Genomic DNA, 22,367 nt, shown 5'->3' on the forward strand with positions numbered 1-22,367 from the left:
AGCGAGGATCCTCTTGCCAGGCCCAATGACGGGTCTTCTGCCATTGCCGTCGGTCGCTCGGCGACGGCAGAGCGACCGCTGTGGTGGACGCCAATTCGATGGGGCGGAGCTAGACAGTGCCTGGCTACTCGAGACACCGGATAGGCCGGCCTTGCTGGTTCTCAAGCGCGGCGAGATTCATTGCGAGCAGTATTGGCAGACCGGGGCCCAATGTGCAGTGGATCTCATGACCGGTCGCGACGCGCTTCATTTCCATGCTCGAAATCGAACCTGGAAAGCATCTCGGAGACCGCCGCGGTCGCAGAAGCCAAAACCCGTCGGGCACCCCGTTCGTCAATTTGCACGTCGAACGGGAATGCTGGCCGTATGGCGTCGGTGGCAGGTGCGCCGTGCCGAGAATGGATCCCGAGCCGCCTAGCCGCCCGCCCCGATTACCGTCGGCCGGCCGTTGTGCAGACCAATGATTTGCAGCGGCATATGGGAATGGTTGTGATCGTCCATTACGTAGGTACCGCCCAGCAAAGACGGCATCCGGGTGGTCTTCAGCGCCTCCTCGATATCGGCCGGCTTGTCCGACCCGGCACGGCGTATTGCATCGACGATCAGATAAGTCGCTTCGTAAGCGTAGAACGGCAACTGATTCGGTACCAGCCCATATTTGGATTCATAGGCGTGGACAAAATCCTGCACTCCCGGCGTTTCGATGGCCGGGGAAAACATTGAAACACTGGCGGCATTGTCGAGCCCACCCGAGGCGATGAAACCGGGGGATACCGCCTTGGCGACGGCCGAAAAGTCGATGCGCCCGGTCAACGGCACCTTCCAGCCGGACTTTTCGTAAGCCTGGAAGAACGGCGCGGTGGAAGCGTTGAGAATCGGCACCACGTGATCGGGGTTGATCTCCTTGAGCTGTTGCAGCACGGGTTCGAAATTCGTGGTGCCGCGCGCCACGGTGATGCTGGTCACAACCTGTATTCCCAGCTCGCTTGCCGCCCGGGAAAAGCTCTGCGAATTCGCGTTATTGAAATAGCTATCGTCGCTGATGATCGCAACACGCTTCGCGCCCTGTCTTTTCAACCAGCCCATCATGCCGCGAGCAATATCGAGTTCGGACGGAATGGTCTTGAACACATAAGGATTACCACCGACGCCCGACGCTTCCACGAAGTCCTGCAGCGACGAGATCTCGATCACGAGCGGAACCTTCTCTTCCTGCGCCACCGGCATGATGGCATGCGTAACGGCGGTCAACAGCGCACCGATCATCACCGACACATGCTCCTGTTCGATCAACCGATGCACGGCCTTGATGCCGGTCGCGGGATCGGATGCATTGTCGCCATAGAACGCCTCGACGGGACGTCCGAGTACGCCGCCGGCTTCGTTGATCCGCTCAAGCGCCAATTCGATACCATACTGCTCGGTCTGGCCGCGCGCCGCGTCCGAGCCGCTAAGCATCGTCGTTACACCAATGCGCACGGGGTTTTCGGCAAGAGCAGGAGCAGCGGCAAGCATTGCCGCGACCAGGAGGACCGTGAATTGTGTACGTTTCATGATTGCCCAGGTGTCGATGGATGCATTGAATATAACTGCATTACGAGTTTAACGAATGACCGGCCCGCTCGTGCGGAACCGGCGTTGGAATACCCGTCCCCCGCGTGCGGACGAACGGCCTCAACTGGCCGGCTACCGTCTGTGTCCGATCGGCGGTACCCGACCCGAGCAGACATACGGACGAAGACAGGGAGCGACCCAGACCGTTACCGGTTAACCGAATCAGCGCGGGGAGGCACCCTGTCGTTGCCTTAAAGCGGTTGGAGTCGGAACCGTCCCGGTGAAGGCTCATTCAAGGATGGGTGGGCGGCAGGAATTTGCGTGAAAGCCGCCGTTGCGGGGTGGTCGTAGTTGTATCGGGCGGTCGCTCGTGTGATCGGAGATCGATGCGTGCCGCCCGCGCAAAGCCGGTCATGTTGAAGAGGCGCGTTAACGTCATATTTAATATTGCATAAATGCCTTTCATCGACAAAACTAAAGTCAGGCTGACTTTGTCGGGGGCAGATCGATGCTGCCAGGCAACTTGTTTGTCCAGACGCCTGCAAAAGGCAATTATCATTGCTTTCAGCGCGACGTCGTATGCGCATTGCGTACGATGTTCGCTTCGTTCGTGGTGGCAGGCGGCGTTTCCACCGCGCAGGCCGCGTGCGCTCCGGACGGGCAAGGCGGCGTTACGAATACCGGCGGGACCTGTACGGTCGTCCCTCCCGTCAACCGGATCACCGCAACGGGTAATGGGACGACTACGGCGGCTGGCGTCACGCTATCCGTGCCGTAGGCGTCGCGGTGACGGCTTCGGGAGGAGCGTCCGTCAGCCTCGGTCAGGATGACGTCGCTGGGCCGTCGATTATTTCGGCTCCCAACGGCGGTGGCCTCGTCGGCCTGTTTGCGACCGGAGTGTCCAGCCAGATCACAGCGGATGGTCTCAACATCGGCCTTCCTTCGGGGGGCGGGAACGTCGCAGCGAGAGCAACCGCCGGCGGCCACATTACATTCCTGAATAGCGCCACTATCGCCTTTTCGCCAGGTGGCGGGGGTGGCACGGGCCTGCTAGCCGACGGCGCGGGCAGCCAGATTACAGGCACCAACGTCACCGTGACGGGGGCGGGCGGCGGCGGAGATTTCGTCGCCCACAGCAACAACGGTGGAGATATCGCGCTGACGGGCGGCGCACTCAGCCTGGTGTCTCCTGGCGGCGGTGTCGTCGGCGTGCTGTCGGAAAACGGCAGCACGTTCACGGGCAATGGTGTCGCGATCAGCGTGTCCGGCTCGGGCGGAAATGTCGCGGTGAAGTCCACCAGCAATAGCGATATCGCGTTGACCGGCGGTTCCGTCACATTGAACGGGACGAGTGGCGAAACCGGCTTGATGGCGCAGGGCGCAACGATCACGGCGGTGAACGTACCGATCAACGTGACGGCCAACCAGTCATCGGCCGCTACCGTACAAGGCGGTGGCACGCTCGCAATCACTGGCGGTCCGGTGACGGCGTCGGGTAGCGGAACGTTCGGACTGCTAGTCAATGGCGCGGCCGGTGCCACCAATACGCTTGAACTCAACGGTACGACGCTCAGCTCCACGGCCGACTCGCTGCACGTGAACGGTGCCAACGCGAACATTACGGTGACCGGATCGACTGTCACCGACAACAACGGCGTCCTGCTCAGTACCACTGGGTCTGCGTCGGCAACGACCTTCGACGCGGGCGCCTCGACGCTGAGCGGCGCGATTACCACCGGTTCCGGCACGACCTCCGCCGTCACGCTGCACGATGGTACCGAGTGGACGGTCACAGGCAATTCCAACGCGACCAGCCTCACCAACAATGCGAGCAGCATCCTGTTCGCGGCGCCGGCTGGCGACCCCACCCAGGCCACAAGTTACAGGACCGTGACTGTGGGAAGCTATACGGGCTCGGCAGGCGCTATCACGATCAATAGCTATCTGGGTGCCGACGGCTCTCCGTCAGACAAGCTGGTCGTGAACGGGGGCGCCGCGACCGGGACGACGGATCTCACGGTCCGCAACGCCACCGGCCCCGGTGCCGAGACGCAAGCCAACGGCATCCAGGTCGTGCAGACACTCAACGGCGGCACGACCGCGTCGGGTGCTTTTGCGTTGACCGACAGGCTGCGCGCCGGCGCCTTCGACTACTTCCTGTTCCATGGCGGCGTCGGCGGCAGCAGTGCTAATGACTGGTTCCTCCGCTCAAGCTTTGTCGCACCGGAGCCGGAGACGCCGGGACAACCCGGGACGCCCTCGCCGCCGACACAACCAGGAACGCCCGGAACACCGTCACCACCGGGACAGCCCGGAACGCCGGGAACGCCTTCGCCACCCACGCAACCGGGAGTGCCGCAAACACCTTTGTCGCCGGAAGAAGCCTTTCCGGTCAACCCGCCCCCCAATCAGCTATCCCCCGGCGCCACCTATCCGATCATCGGACCGGAGTTGGCCACGTATGGCGTGGTACAACCGGTCGCCCGGCAGATGGGGCTTACCATGCTCGGCACGCTGCACGAGCGTATCGGCGACACATTGACGGCAGACAATGCCGGCGCCGGCAGCGAGGGCTGGGGTCATTCCGCCTGGGGCCGTTTCTTCGGCCAGCAGATCGACAACCGCTACGAGGCCTTCGCCGATCCCCGGGCGAGCGGTCAGTTGATCGGCGTGCAGGCCGGAATCGACGTCTGGCGCGGCAGTTTCATTCCCGGCCATCGCGACGTTGCCGGCGTCTACTTTGCGTACGGCAACAGCAATCTCGACGTGGATGGACTCGTCACCAACGCGACGGCAACCGCCTATGTGCCAGGCCGCACCGGCAAGCTGAATCTCGACGCGTATTCCGGCGGGGCCTACTGGACGCATTACGGGCCCGGCGGCTGGTATCTCGACGCGGTGCTGCAAGGTACGTCCTACCAGGGCGAGGCCACGACGCAGTCCGCCAGGCTGCCCACCACCGGTAATGGTTTCCTGACATCGCTGGAGGCGGGCTATCCCGTGCCGCTGCCGTTGGGACCGCGTTTCGTGCTGGAGCCGCAGATCCAGGTCATCTGGCAACGTGTCAGCTTCAGCGACGAGAATGATGGGCTGGGCCCGGTCGATCTCGGCTTGACCACGGGCACTACGGGCCGGCTCGGCCTGCGCGGCCAGTGGACCATCGATCGCGACAACGGCGAGGTCTGGCAGCCCTATGGGCGCGTCAATCTCTGGCACGACTGGGGCGGGGCCGCAACGACGCTGTTCGGCGCTGATCGGGTATCGCTGCTGGAAGAAGCCACGCGGCTGGAACTCGCGGCTGGCATCACGGCGAAAATCAACCTTCGCCTGAGCCTCTATGCTCAGGCTGGTTATCAGTTCGCCGTCGGCGGAAGCGACGGTGGCCGGCGTCAGGGCGTTCAGGGTGATATCGGACTCCGATACAGCTGGTGATGGCCTTCCGGATGGCCGCACACTGCGACCGCATCATCAAGGGGTGCGTGCCGGATGGCCGGATGGTCGGGACTTCGAGTCGAGCTTTTACACACCCGGCTTGAAGTCTCTCGACCGGACCGCTGGCGCGCACGGCTCGCTTATCGTGTCGAGCGACGTCGCCAAGGCTCGCTTCTAGTGGTGCCATTCCTATCAGCGACAGTCTCCTGAACTCTCTCAGCAACCTCAGGCATCCGCATTGGCAATATCGCGACCGGGCGGCGATGCTCCCGGTCCACGCACCGGCTGACGGATGCGTCGCATTCGCGAAGATCAGTTCGACTTCACTGAACTGCGCCTGGAAGACAGGACTGCGGCGGCTGTACAACGGTTGCCATCTTCAGATCGCTTATTGCAGGCTCGCGCCTCGTGACAACGCGCTCGTGATCACCACCCCGGCGGATTTTGCAAAAGGGCCCTTTGGCGGCTGGCAGCGGCCTGTCCCGGCTTAAAGCCTCTGCCAGCCTTCCGGCGCACCTCGCACTCCATGCAGTGAGTGCATCCAGACGATAACAACAATGCACTGGAATTATTACAAGCTTACCGTCAAATTGAAGACGCAAGCACCGTCTTGTAAGTCAGCAGGACGAATCGACAAGCCTTTGCGTGGAGATGGTGAGGCTGTCGATTCCGGCACAAAGCCACCAATCAAGTAGAAAGCGATACTCAAAAAAGCGGAGACAATATGAGGAAGTTGAGCAAGTGGCGTTATGCCTTGCTGCCGGTCGCGTTGGCTTGTCAGCAAGCCCATGCGCAATCGAGCGTCACGTTGTATGGCGTTGTCGATGAAAGCGTCCGCTACATGACGAACGCCAACAAAGCGGGTGATTCAAGCGTGGCACTTGGCAATGGCGGTCTGACGCAGAGCCGCTGGGGCCTGAAGGGTGTCGAGGATCTGGGGGACGGTTGGTCGACCTTCTTCAAGCTTGAAAATCGATTCGACATCAACAACGGTCAAAGCGATCCCACGTTGCCGTATTTCAACGAGGCACAGGTCGGAATACGTTCGAGTACGTATGGTCAGGTCATCGTAGGTCGTCAGTACAACGTGATGATCGAAGGGATCACGATTGGCGGATACGGCAGCAATCCGTGGGTTCCGTATGACTTCAGCTTCCAGCCCGAGGTGACAATGACCGGCGGGATCTGGACGAGCAATCAGGTCCAGTACCAGTTTCATGCTCACGACCTCATGGTCTCGACGGCCTATGCGTTCGGTGGTGTTGCGGGTCACATGTCGTACGGCAGCGAGATGGGCGTGGCCGCCGCCTACGCGCCGGCGGGCGGCCCGGTCTCGCTGGGTGGCGCCTACAAGGAATCGAAAGACTCCGTCAACGGCAGCGATTCGAAGTCATGGACCTTCGGGGGATCGTACACATGGGACAAGACGCGATTTGCGCTGGGGTACATCGTCGACCAGAACGATGCCGGCTTCTCCAATTTCGCTAACGGGCCGTTCACGGCTGCTGCCCTGACGGCGCTCAAGTACACGGACTTTTCAAAGCGTCGGATGATCATGGGAGGCGTGACGCAGCAGGTGGGTAACGCGTGGCACTTTGCGGCGAACGTCTGGCGTACGCTGCAGGACGGCAAGACCCAATCGAAGGACGGGTCAGCGTGGCAGTATCAGCTGGTGGCTGACTACAACTTGTCCAAGCGTACTGACGTGTACGTGGAAGCAGATTACTCGCAATACCGGGGAGACCTGATCGGCGCGCAATTGCAAGGTGTCAACGGCGTCGGGCTGGCTCAGAAGGGTACGCAAGTGGGCGCGATGGCAGGTCTGCGTCACCAGTTCTAACGTTACTGCTGTTAGTGCTGCCCGGATCAAAACTGCGGCGCCCGGCAAAATGCCGGGCGCCGCAGTTTTTGCTCCGGCATTCCAGAAACAACGTTCCCGGAATTAAAAGCGTTTTCAACCGATCGCAGATTGTTGCAGACGCTTATGCGAGCGTTGCGGATTGAGCAGCATGAATCCTGCTGCGCCCACCACGACCAACAGCACGCCGGTGGCGGCAAAGCCCAACTCATATCCATGATTGTTCGCCGCCACGCCGAGCACCTTGCCCATTGCCGCAGGGGCAATCAACCCCGCCAACGTTGCAATTGAGTTCGTGATCGCCAGCATCGCGCCGCGCCGTGAGTCCGGCGTGACTTCGGCTACCAGCAGCGGGCCGAACGTGAACGCCTGGAGGGCCAGCGCGCTCGCCAGTGCCATCAGCGCCACTTTTGCGAACGGTGGGGCATCGACATACAGCATGCAGTACGCCATTCCACTCACGACGCATGCGCTGCTGACCAGCGCGCCACGCGCCAGCCGCGACGACACCCCGCGTGCGAGCATCCGATGCGACAACATGGCCAGCGCGAGCCCGATGGGAATTTGCGCCGCCACTTGCAGCGCGAAGAGCCAGCCGGCCTCGGTCGCGCTGAACCCGAGCGCCACCCGAAAATAGCTGGGTACCCAGGTCACGCCGATCGCTATCACCGAATAGCCGACAAGCCCCTGCAGCAGCACGCCGATCACGGTCCGGTCGGTGAGAAGGCGCCTATAACTCACATTCGAGCGGACCGGCGACCAGCCGGCGCGCAGCGCATTCCCGAGCGGCTGGCGGCGGTGCGCGTCGCCGCTTTTTCCCACGCCCAGCCAAAGGATCGTCCACATGACGCCGACCACACCCAGCGATAGAAAAGCCGCGTGCCAATACCAGCGTTGAGCGATAAAGGTGAGCACCGGCCCCGCCAGGATGATGCCGGTCGTGGCGCCTTGCTGGACGATGGTGGTCGGCAGCGCGCGTTCATGATCCTCGAACCAGGTGTACACAACGTGAAGCGCGAGCGGCGATGCCGGCCCTTCTCCCGCGCCAAGCAGGATGCGGCAGGCCAGCAGCACGGCGAAGCTGGTTGGCCACGCAAGCGGCAATTGCGCGACCGCCCACACCAGGGCAAGGCTCGCCATCAGCCATTTCATGTTGAGGCGGTCGGCAACCAGCCCGACGCTGATTCCCGACAACGCGAAAAGCAGGAAAAACGCGCTTCCGACAATTCCAAACTGCGCATGCGTCAGTTGCATGTCGCGCATGAGTGGTAGCGCGACGAGGCCCAGCACTGCCTTGTCGGCGAAATTGATCGCCATGAAAAGAAAGAGCGACGCTACGATCACCCAGCGCCGACGGTTGGTTGTTGCCATGGGTGCAGAGCGGTCTAACACGAATCCGGAATCTTTTGCTTCAAACATTGAATGCTCCTGAGAATGCCCTGACAGGGGGTAACGAACTCGTCGTTCCCCGACGCGTTACCGATAACGATGACAGCACGTGGACACGGTGGCGGACAAGGCGGGTTTTGGAGCGGTGCGCAATGAGGTGGTTTTCAATAACGTCTCCTGTGTGCGGCTCTGTATTGAGCTTATCGAAGCGGTCCTGGCCGCACGTTTGCGCCCATTTGAGGTGGTATAACGCAATAGTTCAAGTGCAATATCTTTATCGGGAAGTTGCAAACAATGCATGAAATCAATTCTCGCCGGCTCTCTCACGTGGTTGCGCTGGCTGAGGAAGGAAGTTTTGCCCGCGCTGCCAGCCGGGTTCATTTGAGCCAGCCCGCGCTGAGCCGCAGCATCCAGGCGCTTGAGGACGAACTCGGCATGAAGCTCTTCGATCGTGCCGCGCGCGGAGTCGCGCTGACGGCTGCCGGCCGCCTCCTGGTCGAGCGCGCCCGGCGTGTCCTGTTCGAAACACGGTGCATGTTCCGTGATGTCGAGTTGCTCAAGGCGCACGAACTCGGCGAGGTGAAAATCGGCTTGGGGCCCTACGCGGCTGTCGTGCTGTTGCCAGACTTGCTCGTCGAGTTCTCACGGCGCTTTCCCAAGATCAAGGTGCTGATCGAGTTGAGCGAAGGCGACGAACTCATGCAGAAACTTCGCGCGGAACGGGTCGATTTCGTGGTGACGGACCGGCGCGTTCCGCCCGTCGCGCCGGACCTGGCATTGCACCGGTTGCCGCGTCATGAAGGCGGCTGGTTTGCCCGGCCGGATCATCCACTGCTCGTGCGCGGCCCGGTGCCGCTCTCCGCGCTGCGTGAGTTCCCGCTTGTTTCCGTGTCGCTGCCTGGGTTTATGAAAGACGCGCTGCATCGCCTGCTCAAGTATCGCGCGCACGAGGAAATTCCGTTGCAGGTCGAGTGCAATGACGTCGCCGTGCTCAAGGAGGTCGTGGCCCGAACCGATGCTGTGCTGTTCGCGACGGCCTCGGCCGTCCGGCGCGACCTGGAGGCCCAGCGCCTCGCGCGCATTTCGCTCACCCATCCGCCGAAACTGAGCCTTGACTTCGCCCTTGTATCCCTGGCTGAGCGGACCCATTCGCCGGCAGCCAGCGCGGCGTTTGCGTTGACCGAAAAAGTCATGGACGACGCCAATACGGCCGCGCGCGGATTGATGTAACCGCGCCGCGCGCAGGCATAGGGCTTTCCCTTGGGCGGGTTGACAAAGCGCCGGCGTTCACCGAGGATCCGGAATCCAGATTCCGTTTTATGCAACGTCGTTCACCAGGCCCCATGACCCGACCCCAGGCACGCAGTCGCGCAGCAGTTGAATCCGCCCTCGCGGTGCCGCGGCAGGCGCGCAGCCAGATCGGGCTGGAGAAGATGCTACAGGCTGGCCGCGAACTGATTGAGGCGAGTGGCAACCTGGACGATCTGTCCATCACGGATATCGTTGAACGCTCGGGTACCTCTATTGGCGCGTTCTATCGGCGCTTTGACAGCAAGGACATGTTTTTCGACGTGGTGCTCGACCGCGCAATGACCGAAGGTCGCAACCGTGTTCGCGACATGGTCGCCAGCGGGCCCGAATGGCGCTCGGGCGACGCACGGGCGGTCGCGGACGCGATCGTCGAGATGTACGTGCAGTCGTTTCGCCGCAACCGCGGACTATTCCATGCGTCGCTGTTACGCGTGTCGCGACCGAGAGCGACGTGGGACGTCGTCAAGGAAGCAAACCGCGACGTGCTGGCGTTGATCGTGCCGCCGCTTGTCGCTGCGATCGTGAAAGAACGCGATGCAAAAAAAGCGGATGCAAGTTCGATCGAGTTCGAGGTACAAGCCGCGCTTCAACTGATCCTGGGGATGCTGGTCAACATCGTCCTGAACGACCCGGGCCCGTTGTCGCTGGCGAGCCGCCGTCTCGCGCCTTGGCTCAAGACACAGTTTTGCCGTTGCCTGATTTTGGCTACTCCCTGATTTTTTCATCAAAAACGGAATAAGAATTCCTATTCCGATGTTATTTATAGACTGCCGCAAGGAGACATCCATGACCTCATGTTGCGCTGGCACATCGCGCCAACCCGCTTTTGACGCGCCACACGTTGGCGAGCCGCTCGATGTCGCGTTCGACGCCGGCGTGAACCTCGCCTTCGCGATCGCCGCGCCGACCGTCCCGCCTCGCCTGACGGAACATTCGCAGCGCATGGCTCAGCGTATCTACCGCGTGGCGGAGCGGGTGTACTGCGCTGTCGGCTATGCGATTGCGAACATCATCTTCGTGGTCGGCGACGACGGCATCGTGGTTATCGATACAACCGAAGCGGTGTCGGCGGCAAAGCGCATTTATGAGGACTTCTGCGCAATCGATCCGCGCCACGCGCAATTGCCGGTGAAGGCGGTGGTGTACACCCACAACCACACGGACCACACGGGCGGCGTGCGTGCGTTCGCCGATGAGGCGCAACTCGCGGCGGGAAGCGTCGAGATCATCGCGCACAGCTCGCTGATGGAAACGGTCATCAACAACGCGAACCTGGTCGCGCCTATCCTGGCCGCGCGCTCGGCGTACAGCTTCGGCACGTTGTTGCCCGCAGGCGCGACCGGCAAGGTCAATGCAGGAATCGGGCCGGTACTGATTGCCGAACCGGCGAGTTTTCTCGCGCCCACGCGCGTGTTCGACGATACCCTGGACATCGTGCTCGCCGGGGTGCGTTTCGAGTTCCGCTATGCGCCATCGGAGGCCGATGACGAGATCGTGATGTGGCTGCCCGAGCTCGGCGTCCTGCTGTCGGCAGAGGTGATCCAGGGCGAGTGTCTTGCGAACGTGCATACGCTGCGCGGCACGCGCTATCGCGATCCGGTGCGCTGGTATCGCACGATTGACATGATGCGCGACTTCCATGCGGTGCATATGGTGCCGGCGCATGGCCGCCCGGTGTCGGGCAAAGCGGCCGTGGCGGACGTATTGTCCGTGTATCGCGACGCGATCCAGTTCATCCACGACCAGGCGATCCGCCATATGAATCGCGGCATGACGCAGGACGAACTTGCGGAGGCCATTCCATCGCTGCCGCCGCATCTGGCCGGGCACGCGTGGCTGGGCGAGTACTACGGCACGGTCAAGCATTCCGTGCGGCAGGTGTACACCGGACAACTGGGGTGGTTCGACGGCGATCCCGCTTCTCTCGATCCATTGCCGCGTGGAGAGCGGGCTCGTCGCACGGTCGCCATGATGAACGGTTCCGAAGCCGTGCGCGCGGCCGCCTGGGTGGCTATCGGTGACGGTGACTGGCGCTGGGCTGCCGAGCTTGCCACGTTACTCGTGCGACTCGATATAACGGATAACGACGCACGTACGATCAAGGCTGAGGCGTTGCGCCAGTTGGGGTATCGCACCGAGAACACGAATTGGCGCAACTGGTACTTGAGCGCGGCGCGCGAGCTGGAACATGCTTATGACGACCTGCCGTTCGCGGGCGGCGGGGGACTCGCGTCAATGGACGTGATGCGCGCGCAACCGCTTGGCAACGTGTTACAGCGCCTCTGCGTCTGCGTCGATCCCGCGCTGTCTGCCGATGTACACATGATCCTCGTGCTGCGGCTGACGGACCGGGACGCCACGTTTGCGCTCGAATTGCGCAAGGGGGTGCTTCAGGTTCACGAGCGTCAGTGGCCCAATGCTCACCTCCAGCTTGCACTCGATACCGCCACGTTCTACACGATGCTGCGCGACATCGCGGGCCAGATGCCGGAACTGCTTGAAGCAGGAACCGCCGCGCTCGAGCGCGGAAACATCGATCAACTGAATGCGTTTGTCGGCTGCTTCGATCGGCCATCGCGACGCTTGCCCGCGCTCGCGGCACGTTAGACATCGAGGAGAAGTACGATGAGAAGCACGATGAGAACCAGAATGGAAAGAACCTGGTTGAAAGCCTATCCACCCGGCGTTCCCACGGATATCGACCCGGCGCGATACCGTTCGCTACCGGACCTGCTCGACGAGAGCTTCGAGGCGTTTGCGTCGCGGCAAGCGTTTGCCTGCATGGGCCGGACGCTCACGTATGCGGAACTCGACGTGCAGTCGCGAAATCTCGGCGCGTGGCTGCAATCGAAAGGGCTCGCCCGGGGCGCACGGGTCGCGATCATGATGCCGAATGTGCTGCAGTATCCGGTGGCAATGGCGGCTATCCTGCGCGCGGGTTATGTGATCGTGAACGTCAATCCGCTCTATACGCCGCGCGAACTCGAACATCAACTGGCCGACAGCGGGGCCGAGGCGATTGTCCTGCTCGAACCATTCGATGCAGTCCTGCGGGCTGTCCAACGCAACACGCGGGTGTTGCATGTCGTGGTGACGTCGATTGGCGAGATGATGGGCGTGTCAATGGCAGCATCAGACTCGCTCACGTCCGACGGCCAGGCGCCTACCCCCCGCACCGGTTTCTGGGACGCGTTGGCGCAAGGCGCCCGCAGCCCGTTTGCGCGTGCCGATCTCAAGCCCGATGACCTGGCTGTGCTGCAATACACCGGCGGCACGACGGGCGTTTCCAAAGGGGCGATGCTGCTGCATAGGAACCTGATTGCCAACGTGCTTCAGAGCGAAGCGTGGCGCGAGCCGTTGACGCGGGAGCGTCCCAATGCCGATCCGATTGTCACCGTGGTCGCCTTGCCGCTGTATCACATCTTCGGGCTGACGGTATGCGCGTTCCTGACCATGCGGGCCGGCGGCCTCGGTATCCTCATTCCGAATCCACGCGATATTCCCGCCATGATAAAGGCGCTGCAGGGTTACGCGATCAACTCGTTCCCGGCCGTCAACACGCTCTACAACGCGCTGTTGAACGACCCGGGGTTCGCCACGCTCGATCTGTCCCGGCTACTGCTTGCGAACGGCGGCGGCATGGCAATCCAGCAAGGGGTCGCGGCGCGCTGGTTTGAGAGGACGGGCAAGCCGATCATTGAAGGCTATGGACTGTCCGAGACTTCGCCGTGCGCGACAAGCAACCCGTCCAACGGTACTGCGTTCAGCGGTTCCGTGGGCGTGCCGCTGCCTTCGACTTTCATCGCGATTCGCGACGACGACGGGCGTGATGTTGCCAACGGCGAGCCCGGCGAAATCTGCATTTTCGGGCCGCAGGTGATGGCCGGCTATTGGAACCGCCCCGATGAAACCGCCAGCGTCATGACGCCCGACGGCTACTTCAAATCCGGCGACATCGGCATCATGGATGAACGCGGCTTCGTAAGGATTGTCGACCGCAAGAAGGACATGGTCATTGTGTCCGGCTTCAACGTGTATCCGAACGAAATCGAGGACGTGGTCGCCTCGCATCCTGGCGTGTTCGAGGTCGCGGCGATCGGTGTGCGCGACGAACATTCGGGCGAGGCGGTGAAGCTTTTCGTCGTGCGTCGTGATCCGGATCTCTCTGAGGGCGACATCCTGGCATTTTGCCGGGAGCGGCTGACTGGTTACAAGAGACCGAAGGCCGTCGAGTTTTGCGATGATCTCCCCAAGAGCAATGTAGGAAAGATCTTGAGGCGCAAGCTTCGCGACAGGGAAGGTTAGGAGGCTATATCACCATAGACCGATCTGGCTTTGACCGGTGCCAGCCACATTAGCCGGGCAGAAGCAGACCCGTTGCTCAGGCGGGATGCGCTCGCCGTCGCGTGTTATCTGCAGGAGCATCCAGCCATCGATCCGACGGCGTCTCCTCTACTGGACGATCTGGCCGCTTTGCCTCCGGCGCGGATTCATGCTGGCGATGACTAAGTGCTGCGGGACGACGCATTGCGTTACGCCGAAAAACTTGAAGCCCGCGGCGGCGTGGTTGAAGTGCATGTCCGGCAGAGTATGGTGCACGTATTCCGGTCCAATCTGGCGCTGGCGGCTGCGGCCTCCGCGCTGGATAACATGCGGACTGTTGATCCAGTATCCGATTGCGGGTGATGGTCAGATAAGTGTTCCGGGCAAACGGTTTTGAAGTTTGTGCGTTTTAGTAAGGAATCCAACTCAAAAAATGCCAGATGAAATGAACCGTCAATTTGAGCAAAACAGAGAGGCATGCCTCGCAGCAAATTCTCGTGAATTGTCAACATCGAGACATCCGCACGCGTGCGGATGAACTTCTACTGCTGGGCAGCGGCTAGAGTGCCCCAAGGCCTCCCCAAGGCCGGATGAGAGCGCAATTGATCTACAACTGGTCCCGCCTGTGGGCGCAGCACGGCTTGTGCGGCCTGCTGTCCGGCCATGGCGGTGGCCGTCCTCGTCGTTTCCGAAGCCGTGCTGGCCACGGCAATGGAGGTTGCGCGCACGGAGTCCATGACGCTCGGACAAATCGCAAAGCGCATCGATGCGGTTTTTGAAAACCGCCGTCAGACAACAGGGGCGTGTTTAACCGGAAACGATACGAAAGGCTTGATTTCCTTGAGCACGAACATGCTCTGCATTTCCTTGATGCCAGGTAACTGCCGAACAATGGTCATCGCGAAATCAGCAAACGAGTCTAAATCGCGCGCCACCACCTGCAACAAGAAGTCCGCGTCACCTCCGATGCTATAGCACGCCACTACGTCTTCTAGTTGCATGACTTCCTGCTCGAATTTCTTGGCTTCAGCCTCGCTGTGGCGGTCGATGTTAATCCGTATGAATACCATGACCCCTAACCCGATCTTGCGTCGATCCAGAACCGCTCTGTAACCCTGAATATAGCGATGCTCCTCGAGCTGGCGCACCTTACGCCAGCAGGGTGAGGTAGACATGCCGATATGGTCGGCCAATATCTGGTTAGTGATTCGGCCATCTTGCTGCAAGGCTGTAAGAATTTTGAGATCTATAAGAGTTAACAAGTGCTCGGGCATAGATTTCATCTGGCGTAGAAAAGGGGTAGATCTTACCAATTTTCGTATCCTAAGCAATCGAAATAGAGATTTTTTTCCTATCCAAAGCACGTAGCATTTCCCCACGCCAAAGCGCCAGAGCGGTAGCGCTGTAACGGTTGGAAGTGCCGCCCCTTATCCGTGTCTAATCTCTTATGTAATAGACGCTCGAGGCGTTGAATGAATAGATAAAGGTCGGTCGCGGTCTTTTTCAGGGCGCGACCCGAGGTGACAAAAAATGATTCTTCATCTGGTTTTTTTTAAATTTGATGATCCGTATCAATGGGGTGACGCCGAAGTGATCGCTGCTGAAGTAGCGACACGCCAGCACCCGTTGTATATCAAGGAAATATTGGGCTGGGCTTGCGGCAGGAATATCACCTTGCGGAAAAAGGCAATGGACTTCGTGGTGATGGGGTTATTTGCAAGCCCGGAGGCGTTGTCTGGCTATCTGATTCATCCCGATCATCAGCGAGGTGTACAGAAGTGGCAAAAAATTGCCAGCTGGAACGTGGTTGATATGGACATCAGCAATGACACTACAAAATTTTTCGGGCTGTTGAATACCTGGGCCGACTTCGGAATGTCGCAGCTCGAAGAGATGAACGTTTCTTGATTGGTTGTGGAGGTTTTAATGAATTTCGATGCTGCTGTTCACAAGTGCGTCATCGTAGTCGACAACGCGCTGGGACTAGGACATGCCGCTAATGCTGTCAGCGTCATTGGCGTCAGCCTTGGACGTTCGGTCGGCGGTCTGGTCGGGCCTGACATGCAAAGCCGTAACAAGGTTGTTTACCCCGGTGTTATCTACGCACCGTTGCCGATTCTGCTTTCCACCAATGCGCATTTGCAGGCTCTTCAGGAGCAAGCGCTGGCGGATGAGGAAATCCATACCATGCCATTCAGTGCCTTGGCGCAATCTTGCAAAACGTATCAGGAGTACGAGTCGCGTATCTCTGAGGCTGACAGCTCGGGTATCGAATTGGTCGCCATTGGATTGGTTGGGCCAAAGAAAAAGATTGGCAAGTTGACTGGAAGTCTTCCGCTGTTTAAGTGACAAGGGGGTGTTGTGTACGCTTTATTCAAACCTGAGCTGCTGGAATTGGCTCGCGAAGTTCATCAGCAACACGCATTGTTTGAAAGTGATGGGATTTCCGCCGAAGCGCTGGCCGACATGCAACTTGAGCGGCTAAAAAAAATACTCGGTTATGTGAAAGCGCATTCGCCGTTTTACCGAGACACGTTATCTGCTTTGTCTGACGGTGGCATCGAGGCGCTTGACTGGAATGCGTTCCGGAAGCTGCCGTTCACGACCAAGAACGATTTGCGCGAAGCGGGCCATAACATGGCCGCCGCACCGTTGATGAAAGCCTGGGTATACTACGAAACCACGGGCACGACCGGTTCATCGACGCCTTGCCCGCGCAACGAACATGATTCGATATTCAATAACACGCCACTGATACTGCGTTATGGCGATCTGTTCCGTGCCCACGGTGAAAACCATATCGTCGGCGTGATGGGGCCGACGGAGCTGCATTCCACTGGTGATACGTTCGAAGACGTCTGCCGCAGTCTGGGCCACACCGTTGTGAAAATGTGGCCACGATCGCCCGTAGTCGGGCTGCATCGTGCGGTCACGTTGATCGGAGAGCTGAAGATCACCGCTCTGGTCTGCACGCCAGCAGTGGCGATCAGTCTGGCCAGACATCTGCTCAAAAAAGGCGAAAACCCGTCCGCCCTCGGCATAAAGCTCATTTTCACCCTGGGCGAGCTGACCACCCCGGCGTTGCTGCGCAATATCGGCGATGTGTGGGGCAGCGCCGTATACAACTGCATGTATGCTTCTCAAGAGTCGTCGATCCTGGCCGTCAGTGATGCGGACGGCACTCTGGCTACGGTTCCACTGAACATAGTCTATGAACTGGTCAACCCGCTGACGGGGCTAGTGGTGGGACCTGAGAACGCTAGAATGACCGGCGAACTGGTCATCACGCACCTTTATCAAGGGCAAAAACCACTGATACGCTATCGCACCGGAGATATGGTCCGGGCTCAGGTAATGGATAAGGGTCATTGGCAGATCATCCCCATCGGGCGGGTTAGAGATACCTTGATCATCAACGGCCGCAACCATTGCGCTTATGACATCGAGGCGGCACTGTTCGAACACCTCAAAGGTTGCCTGGATTACCACATTCAGGTGGAAACCGTAGCGGGTGTTGACCAGTTGCGCGTCACGTTGGAGTTGGAACAGAACACAGCGGCTCACAACGACCTCGATTTCGTTGCCGGCTCAATGGAGGCCAGGCTCGGTGCACCGGCCCACATTAGCGTAGGTTCTACCGATGCCGTGACCGGCACCGCGGCGATGGTGAGCTGGAAGGCCGCCAGGCTGCACGACATGCGCAACGGAAGTGATAATCAGGAACGCGAAACCGCATTGAAGATTGCCACGGGGAGGGCCTGATCATGACAGACGTACTCGGCAATCCCCCGACGCCCCCGCGTAAGCCCCATCCTTGGGTGTACCTGGATGGTCAGGTTGTAGCAGCCGCAGAAGCGATGATCCCGATAACAACCCAGGCATTCAATTACGGCACTGCTGTTTTCGAAGGCATTCGCGCTTATGTGGGTGTGAGCGGGGAGCTCAATGTCTTTAGGCTGGATGATCACCTGAAACGACTGGATAATTCGGCCAGGCTGCTGCGCCTGGAAAACCTGCCGCGGCGCGCCGAGATGAAGGCAATCATCCTCGATTTGCTGCAGCGTAACCAGGCATCGACTGAGAGTTACATCAGGCCCATGGCCTACAAAAAAGCGCTGCTGCCTGGCGTTGGCTTTGGCGTAAAGCTCACCGGTGTCAGCACTGGCCTGGTGATCAATACCGTGGCCATGGGTTCCTACATGCCTGCTGAGGGTATTCGCTGTGCGGTCTCGAGTTGGCGGCGTATTCCTGATATTTCGCTCCCAGCGCGGGCCAAAATCACCGGTAGTTATGCTAATTCGGCGTTAGCCATGGAGTCCGCACAACGCAATGGGTTTGACGACGCATTGATGTTGAATGTGCATGGCAATCTGGCTGAGTCGACCACCTCAAATGTCTTCGTTGTGAAGGACGGTTGTCTTATCACGCCGCCTTTGAGTGCCCACATTCTGGAGGGCATTACCCGCGATACGGTCATGACCCTGGCCAGAGAAGAACTGGGGTTGAAGGTCATTGAGCGAGATATCTCGTTTTCTGAGTTGTTTTCTGTCGATGAGTGTTTCCTGGCCGGTACCGGTGTCGAGATCGTGCCCGTGACGCAAATCGATCATTGCGTGCTGCAAGAGGGCAGAGTTGGCGCAACAAGTTTTGCGATAAGGAACCTCTACCTGAAAACAGTAAGAGGCTTGAACAGTAAATACGCCCAGTGGTTGAGTCCGGTGTCCAAGTGATCACTCTGGAGATTTATAACGATGGACAGCAAATTTTTGAATTTAGGCATTGGCGATTGGCCTGAGGTGTCGATTCACACTTTGGGGCCTAATGGCACCAGCAGTGAAGCGGCGGGCGGCTACTTCAGTGAATGGTTCGGGCAACGAAATCCAGGTTCGCACGTACAGATCAGTCTGAGCGACTCTTACGAGCGTGCCCGCTCCGGGATGGAAGAGCACTACTCAGGGGTGTTGATCGTCGCCAATGCCTATCCGCAGATCAATCACTTTTATATGGATCCCAAGTTAAGCCTGGTGGCGACTTTTGTGTTCGACACGCCCTTGTACGGGTTGGCGAGCAAGGGGCCATTGCCAGATAAAAAGCTGACGGTAGTCACTCACCCTGCACCGCTGCTCCTGATTGAGGAGCTATTGCCTCAGGGCCTGGAGATTGGCTCGGTGATTTTCGCGCTTTCCACCAGCGCCGCCGCGGCAGCCGCCGCCAAGGGTGAGGTCGATGTGGCGCTGACTACAGAAGTGGCGGCCAAAATCCACGGTTTGCATTTTGTCTCGAACACCCGCCCGATCCGCATGCTCTGGTCTGTTTTCGCGCTGACCCGCACGCTAAACCGTTGGGGCGTGCAACCGACCGTGATCAACTTGGACTGCAACTGATCACCGCGCTCTGCCTGGCGACGGCCCAGGTTGGGCGACCACTGAACCCCCTTTGATTGAGGTCATGATGTCTGTCCTGAAGCTTCACACCATCGATTCAACCCCGGGAAAAAGTAAACCACTCCTCCAGAGCTCCATCGATAACTTTGGCTGGATCCCCAACCAAAGTGCCTACATGTCGGAGTCGCCTTCGTTACTGGCCGCCTACCAGTGGGCGCATGATTTGTTTATCGACAGCTCGTTGACGGAAGAAGAAAAGGCGGTGGTGTGGATCACCTCCGGCGTGGAAAACAAATGCGGTTACACCATTCAGGCCCATGCCTTCATCGCCCTGAACAAGGGTGTGGATAAGCGCGTGATCGATGCCCTTGCCCATGAGCCCAGTCGCCTCAATGCGCGCCTGTTGGCGTTGCATCGCTTTACCTTGGCAGTGGTTCATTGCCGCGGCCAACTGGGCAAGCCAGCCATTGATTCTTTCTTAGGGGCTGGTTTTAGCAAGCAAAACATGTTGGATGTGATACTCGGTGTTTCCCAGAAAAACATGTCGACCATCCTGAACAGTATTGCTGGCACTGAAATCGACAGGCGTTTCAAATGGGATGACTTTCAAGGGCTCAAGCAACCGGCCGAGGCTTGAACGATGCTTCATCTAGACAGTGATTCGGTCAAGGAAATGTTGAATTTCAAACTCGGCCTGCGGCTGAGCGAGGAAGCATTCAGGTTGCACTCTTCAGGCCAGGTCGAGCAGCCCTTGCGCACGATCGTCAGAGGCGGCGAAAACGACTTGATGGGTGTCATGCCCGCGTACATCAAGTCCGGCCCCTATCGGGGGTTTGGCTTGAAGTCTGTGGTAGTCAGATTGGGCGCTGAAGCCCGTGGCCCCTCACATATGGGGAGCGTATTGATCTATGACGAAGCCGGCGTATCTCCGGTCGTCGCGGTAGACGCCGGGGCGATCACTGAAATCCGCACCGCGGCGGCTTCGGCCTACGCGACCCGTCTTCTTGCGGCGCCCAATGCTAGCCGTTTGGCGATATTGGGCACCGGCTTACAAGCCCGGGCTCATCTGTTGGCAATGCGGGCAGTCAGGCCGATCAGACAAGTCTCGGTATGGGGACGTAGCGAAGCCGCGTGCCATGAATTTGCGGCCTGGAGTCGACGCAAGTGTGATTTGCCGGTCTCGATTTGCGGCACGGTGGCCGAGGCGGTACGTGAAAGCGACATCATCTGTGCCACCACGGCAGCTCGCTCGCCCATTCTGGCCCGTGCTGATTTGCCTGAGCGCTGTCATGTCAACGCCATCGGCTCTTCGGCCCTCGGTTTCCAGGAATTGCATGCAGACATGTACCAGGGCAGTGCCTTGTTCACTGACTGCAACCGATCAGTGCTCGCCGCATCCGATTGCGTGATCAAGGCCGTTAGCCAAGGCCTGTTGTCCAGCGACGGGCCAGGCACCGAGATAGGGACCGCTGATGCCGCACTGGCGCATGAGCACGGCGTGACGATCTTCAAGTCAGTTGGATTGGCGGTGCAGGATCTGGTCTTTTCTCGGGAAGCCATCAGGCAATGGGTCGCTGCGTCCCGTTGAAACGCTTGATCGCTTTGCGTGCTGAGGCTTGAAGATTTGTACAAGACAATGATAAATTTCGTGAGGAGTACGAGATGCTCGATTTGACACAAGTACTTACCTATTCAGCAGCGCTAGGGATTGCCGCGGCTATTCCCGGCCCCGGGATGGCGGCGCTGGTCGCCCGGAGCGTCAGCGGCGGTACCTTACTGGGGTTTTGCGTGCTGGGTGGATTGATCCTGGGTGATCTGAGCTACCTGTCGTTCGCAGTTTTTGGTCTGGCAATGCTCGCCGAACACTTCAATGCGTTGTTTCAACTGGTGCGCTGGGGCGCCGCAGCCTATCTCTGTTATCTGGCCTGGCAGTTCTGGTTTGCCAACCACCAAGCGATAGAAGTGGGCAAGCCAGCGCAGAGGAAGGAATTGCTGTCGGCGGCAATATCTGGAGTAACCATTACGCTAGGCAACCCCAAGACAATTGCTTTCTATCTGGCGCTATTGCCCCTGGTGATTAACCTGGAAGCGATCTCGATACAGACCTGGGCGTTGACGCTGGTACCGCTTACCGTCCTGGTGTTACTGAGCGTCGGCTCGATGTTCATTCTCGCCGCAGTGCGTATCCGGCACCTGCTGTCGAGCCAACGTGCGCAACGACGACTGTTCCGCGGCGCGGCGATCATCATGGTGGCGGCTGCAGCAGCCATGTTGGCTCGCTGAAGCGCGTAGACCCCGAGGCTACCAGGGGGCCAATAACCAGTGAGTGATGGGCTGGCGCGACGCCACCAACGGCGGCACCAGCCGAGGTTACGCCGGACATGCACAGCTGGACGATGACGCCGGGCCTGGATTGAAAATCCCCCGAGGGCCAAGTTTTACCGAGGATTTTCGACTTCTTGGGGCCGACTTGCATATATCGGTGGTGCCCAAAATCGGACCTGAACCGACAAGCCTTAAGGCGGCGGATTCTAAGTCCGCTGCGCCCAGGCCTGGATCAGCGTACCGTCGAGGCTCAAGTGTTCACTTGATAGTCGGGCCTTCTGCTGTGCAATGGCCAGCACCTCATTGAAGAACTCGATGGCCGCGTCATGTTTAATTAGCCATTCCCGGTTCTTGGTGAACACGGTCGGCACCCACACGCTATCGTCCATCGAAGGCTCAATAAACAAGCGAAACAGCAGGTTATATTGCCTGCTCCATCAGCTGCCTGGAGTACTTGCAAAAGCATCGCGCGTAGTAACTTCTCCGGGGCAATGCCGGGGCGCCCACCTTTGATCTCAGCCTCTGGCAAACAAGCGGTCCATCTTGACCAGCGCGGCGTTGGCCATCTTGCGAATTGAGCGCAGTGGATGCTCGGCCGGAACAAAGTCCTCCAGCTTGCGCAAGGTGAAGAGCCTCTCGGTGAAGGTATCGGCGCCGCGCATCGTCTTCTCTCAGTTTGGGGGCTCTATTTATAACGGTTGAACTCACGGTTCGGGTGACTTGCGGTGAGGTGTTTCAGCAGGCTGTTAGTCTTACTGTGTCGTAAGTTGTGAGGTCGGGTTCGTGTGTGT

18 protein-coding genes and 1 pseudogene are annotated in these 22,367 nt (G+C 59.4%); 15 read left to right on the forward strand and 4 right to left on the reverse strand.

From position 1 onward, the window contains the following. Positions 1-414: 414 nt before the first annotated feature. Positions 415-1,554, reverse strand: a complete 1,140-nt coding sequence (locus tag ACSQ8V_RS31890; RefSeq protein WP_213768382.1) for an ABC transporter substrate-binding protein — start codon at positions 1,552-1,554, stop codon at positions 415-417. Between the two features lie 508 nt (positions 1,555-2,062). Here ACSQ8V_RS31890 and ACSQ8V_RS31895 point away from each other — a divergent pair. From ACSQ8V_RS31895 to ACSQ8V_RS31905, 3 genes are all read left to right on the forward strand, one after another. Next, positions 2,063-2,332 (forward strand): hypothetical protein, encoded by a 270-nt coding sequence (locus tag ACSQ8V_RS31895; RefSeq protein ID WP_436208461.1) that lies wholly within the window; start codon positions 2,063-2,065, stop codon positions 2,330-2,332. A gap of 8 nt (positions 2,333-2,340) precedes the next feature. Next, positions 2,341-4,986 carry an autotransporter outer membrane beta-barrel domain-containing protein gene (locus ACSQ8V_RS31900; RefSeq protein WP_436208462.1) on the forward strand — a complete coding sequence of 882 codons (2,646 nt, stop codon included), beginning with the start codon at positions 2,341-2,343 and terminating at the stop codon, positions 4,984-4,986. Positions 4,987-5,710: 724 nt separating this feature from the next. Further along, complete coding sequence (locus ACSQ8V_RS31905) at positions 5,711-6,826, forward strand: porin (protein WP_213768383.1); 1,116 nt, start codon at positions 5,711-5,713, stop codon at positions 6,824-6,826. 114 nt (positions 6,827-6,940) lie between these two features. Here the strand turns inward: ACSQ8V_RS31905 and ACSQ8V_RS31910 are convergent, their stop codons facing one another. Beyond that, positions 6,941-8,215 (reverse strand): MFS transporter, encoded by a 1,275-nt coding sequence (locus ACSQ8V_RS31910; RefSeq protein ID WP_436208463.1) that lies wholly within the window; start codon positions 8,213-8,215, stop codon positions 6,941-6,943. 312 nt (positions 8,216-8,527) lie between these two features. Between ACSQ8V_RS31910 and ACSQ8V_RS31915 the strand changes: the two genes are divergently transcribed. The 4 genes from ACSQ8V_RS31915 to ACSQ8V_RS31930 all read left to right on the forward strand — a co-directional run bounded on the left by ACSQ8V_RS31915 (position 8,528) and on the right by ACSQ8V_RS31930 (position 13,849). After that, complete coding sequence (locus tag ACSQ8V_RS31915; RefSeq protein WP_436185696.1) at positions 8,528-9,463, forward strand: LysR family transcriptional regulator; 936 nt, start codon at positions 8,528-8,530, stop codon at positions 9,461-9,463. A 113-nt stretch (positions 9,464-9,576) separates the two neighbouring features. Continuing rightward, positions 9,577-10,260 (forward strand): TetR/AcrR family transcriptional regulator, encoded by a 684-nt coding sequence (locus ACSQ8V_RS31920; protein ID WP_436208464.1) that lies wholly within the window; start codon positions 9,577-9,579, stop codon positions 10,258-10,260. Between the two features lie 70 nt (positions 10,261-10,330). Continuing rightward, positions 10,331-12,151, forward strand: a complete 1,821-nt coding sequence (locus ACSQ8V_RS31925; RefSeq protein WP_436208465.1) for an alkyl sulfatase dimerization domain-containing protein — start codon at positions 10,331-10,333, stop codon at positions 12,149-12,151. A gap of 42 nt (positions 12,152-12,193) precedes the next feature. Further along, entirely contained in the window at positions 12,194-13,849 is a 1,656-nt protein-coding gene (locus tag ACSQ8V_RS31930; RefSeq protein WP_436208466.1) for a long-chain-fatty-acid--CoA ligase, read from the forward strand. Positions 13,850-14,655: 806 nt separating this feature from the next. On the opposite strand, the gene ACSQ8V_RS31935 is transcribed toward ACSQ8V_RS31930, so the two are convergent. Continuing rightward, entirely contained in the window at positions 14,656-15,141 is a 486-nt protein-coding gene (locus ACSQ8V_RS31935; protein ID WP_436208467.1) for an Lrp/AsnC family transcriptional regulator, read from the reverse strand. Positions 15,142-15,397: 256 nt separating this feature from the next. Here ACSQ8V_RS31935 and ACSQ8V_RS31940 point away from each other — a divergent pair, with 256 nt between their 5' ends. The 8 genes from ACSQ8V_RS31940 to ACSQ8V_RS31975 all read left to right on the forward strand — a co-directional run bounded on the left by ACSQ8V_RS31940 (position 15,398) and on the right by ACSQ8V_RS31975 (position 21,534). Further along, on the forward strand, positions 15,398-15,775 hold the full coding sequence (locus tag ACSQ8V_RS31940) for a Dabb family protein (RefSeq protein WP_436208468.1): 378 nt from the start codon (positions 15,398-15,400) through the stop codon (positions 15,773-15,775). An 18-nt stretch (positions 15,776-15,793) separates the two neighbouring features. After that, complete coding sequence (locus ACSQ8V_RS31945; protein ID WP_436208469.1) at positions 15,794-16,216, forward strand: DUF2000 domain-containing protein; 423 nt, start codon at positions 15,794-15,796, stop codon at positions 16,214-16,216. Positions 16,217-16,228: 12 nt separating this feature from the next. Continuing rightward, positions 16,229-17,629 (forward strand): phenylacetate--CoA ligase family protein, encoded by a 1,401-nt coding sequence (locus ACSQ8V_RS31950; protein WP_436208470.1) that lies wholly within the window; start codon positions 16,229-16,231, stop codon positions 17,627-17,629. Positions 17,630-17,631: 2 nt separating this feature from the next. Beyond that, positions 17,632-18,597, forward strand: a complete 966-nt coding sequence (locus tag ACSQ8V_RS31955) for a branched-chain amino acid transaminase (protein WP_436208471.1) — start codon at positions 17,632-17,634, stop codon at positions 18,595-18,597. Between the two features lie 21 nt (positions 18,598-18,618). Then, entirely contained in the window at positions 18,619-19,251 is a 633-nt protein-coding gene (locus ACSQ8V_RS31960; protein WP_436208472.1) for a hypothetical protein, read from the forward strand. A gap of 64 nt (positions 19,252-19,315) precedes the next feature. Beyond that, positions 19,316-19,888, forward strand: a complete 573-nt coding sequence (locus ACSQ8V_RS31965; RefSeq protein WP_436208473.1) for a carboxymuconolactone decarboxylase family protein — start codon at positions 19,316-19,318, stop codon at positions 19,886-19,888. A 3-nt stretch (positions 19,889-19,891) separates the two neighbouring features. Beyond that, positions 19,892-20,839, forward strand: coding sequence for an ornithine cyclodeaminase family protein (locus ACSQ8V_RS31970; RefSeq protein ID WP_436208474.1), 948 nt, complete (start codon positions 19,892-19,894; stop codon positions 20,837-20,839). A 74-nt stretch (positions 20,840-20,913) separates the two neighbouring features. Beyond that, on the forward strand, positions 20,914-21,534 hold the full coding sequence (locus ACSQ8V_RS31975; RefSeq protein WP_436208475.1) for a LysE family translocator: 621 nt from the start codon (positions 20,914-20,916) through the stop codon (positions 21,532-21,534). Positions 21,535-21,794: 260 nt separating this feature from the next. On the opposite strand, the pseudogene ACSQ8V_RS31980 reads toward ACSQ8V_RS31975, so the two are convergent. Continuing rightward, positions 21,795-22,238 (reverse strand): annotated as a pseudogene (locus tag ACSQ8V_RS31980) (transposase); the annotation flags it as partial. Between the last annotated feature and the right edge of the window lie 129 nt (positions 22,239-22,367).

Origin of the sequence: Caballeronia sp. LjRoot31 (genome assembly GCF_964253885.1) — a bacterium.
Lineage (GTDB): Bacteria > Pseudomonadota > Gammaproteobacteria > Burkholderiales > Burkholderiaceae > Caballeronia.

Bases quoted from the DNA above. Each gene is read 5' to 3' on its own strand.
- ACSQ8V_RS31890 (WP_213768382.1), bottom strand. From the start codon at position 1,554: ATGAAACGTACACAATTCACGGTCCTCCTGGTCGCGGCAATGCTTGCC.
- ACSQ8V_RS31895 (WP_436208461.1), top strand. From the start codon at position 2,063: ATGCTGCCAGGCAACTTGTTTGTCCAGACGCCTGCAAAAGGCAATTAT.
- ACSQ8V_RS31905 (WP_213768383.1), top strand. From the start codon at position 5,711: ATGAGGAAGTTGAGCAAGTGGCGTTATGCCTTGCTGCCGGTCGCGTTG.
- ACSQ8V_RS31910 (WP_436208463.1), bottom strand. From the start codon at position 8,215: ATGGCAACAACCAACCGTCGGCGCTGGGTGATCGTAGCGTCGCTCTTT.
- ACSQ8V_RS31915 (WP_436185696.1), top strand. From the start codon at position 8,528: ATGCATGAAATCAATTCTCGCCGGCTCTCTCACGTGGTTGCGCTGGCT.
- ACSQ8V_RS31920 (WP_436208464.1), top strand. From the start codon at position 9,577: ATGACCCGACCCCAGGCACGCAGTCGCGCAGCAGTTGAATCCGCCCTC.
- ACSQ8V_RS31925 (WP_436208465.1), top strand. From the start codon at position 10,331: ATGACCTCATGTTGCGCTGGCACATCGCGCCAACCCGCTTTTGACGCG.
- ACSQ8V_RS31930 (WP_436208466.1), top strand. From the start codon at position 12,194: ATGGAAAGAACCTGGTTGAAAGCCTATCCACCCGGCGTTCCCACGGAT.
- ACSQ8V_RS31935 (WP_436208467.1), bottom strand. From the start codon at position 15,141: ATGCCCGAGCACTTGTTAACTCTTATAGATCTCAAAATTCTTACAGCC.
- ACSQ8V_RS31940 (WP_436208468.1), top strand. From the start codon at position 15,398: ATGATTCTTCATCTGGTTTTTTTTAAATTTGATGATCCGTATCAATGG.
- ACSQ8V_RS31945 (WP_436208469.1), top strand. From the start codon at position 15,794: ATGAATTTCGATGCTGCTGTTCACAAGTGCGTCATCGTAGTCGACAAC.
- ACSQ8V_RS31955 (WP_436208471.1), top strand. From the start codon at position 17,632: ATGACAGACGTACTCGGCAATCCCCCGACGCCCCCGCGTAAGCCCCAT.
- ACSQ8V_RS31960 (WP_436208472.1), top strand. From the start codon at position 18,619: ATGGACAGCAAATTTTTGAATTTAGGCATTGGCGATTGGCCTGAGGTG.
- ACSQ8V_RS31965 (WP_436208473.1), top strand. From the start codon at position 19,316: ATGATGTCTGTCCTGAAGCTTCACACCATCGATTCAACCCCGGGAAAA.
- ACSQ8V_RS31970 (WP_436208474.1), top strand. From the start codon at position 19,892: ATGCTTCATCTAGACAGTGATTCGGTCAAGGAAATGTTGAATTTCAAA.
- ACSQ8V_RS31975 (WP_436208475.1), top strand. From the start codon at position 20,914: ATGCTCGATTTGACACAAGTACTTACCTATTCAGCAGCGCTAGGGATT.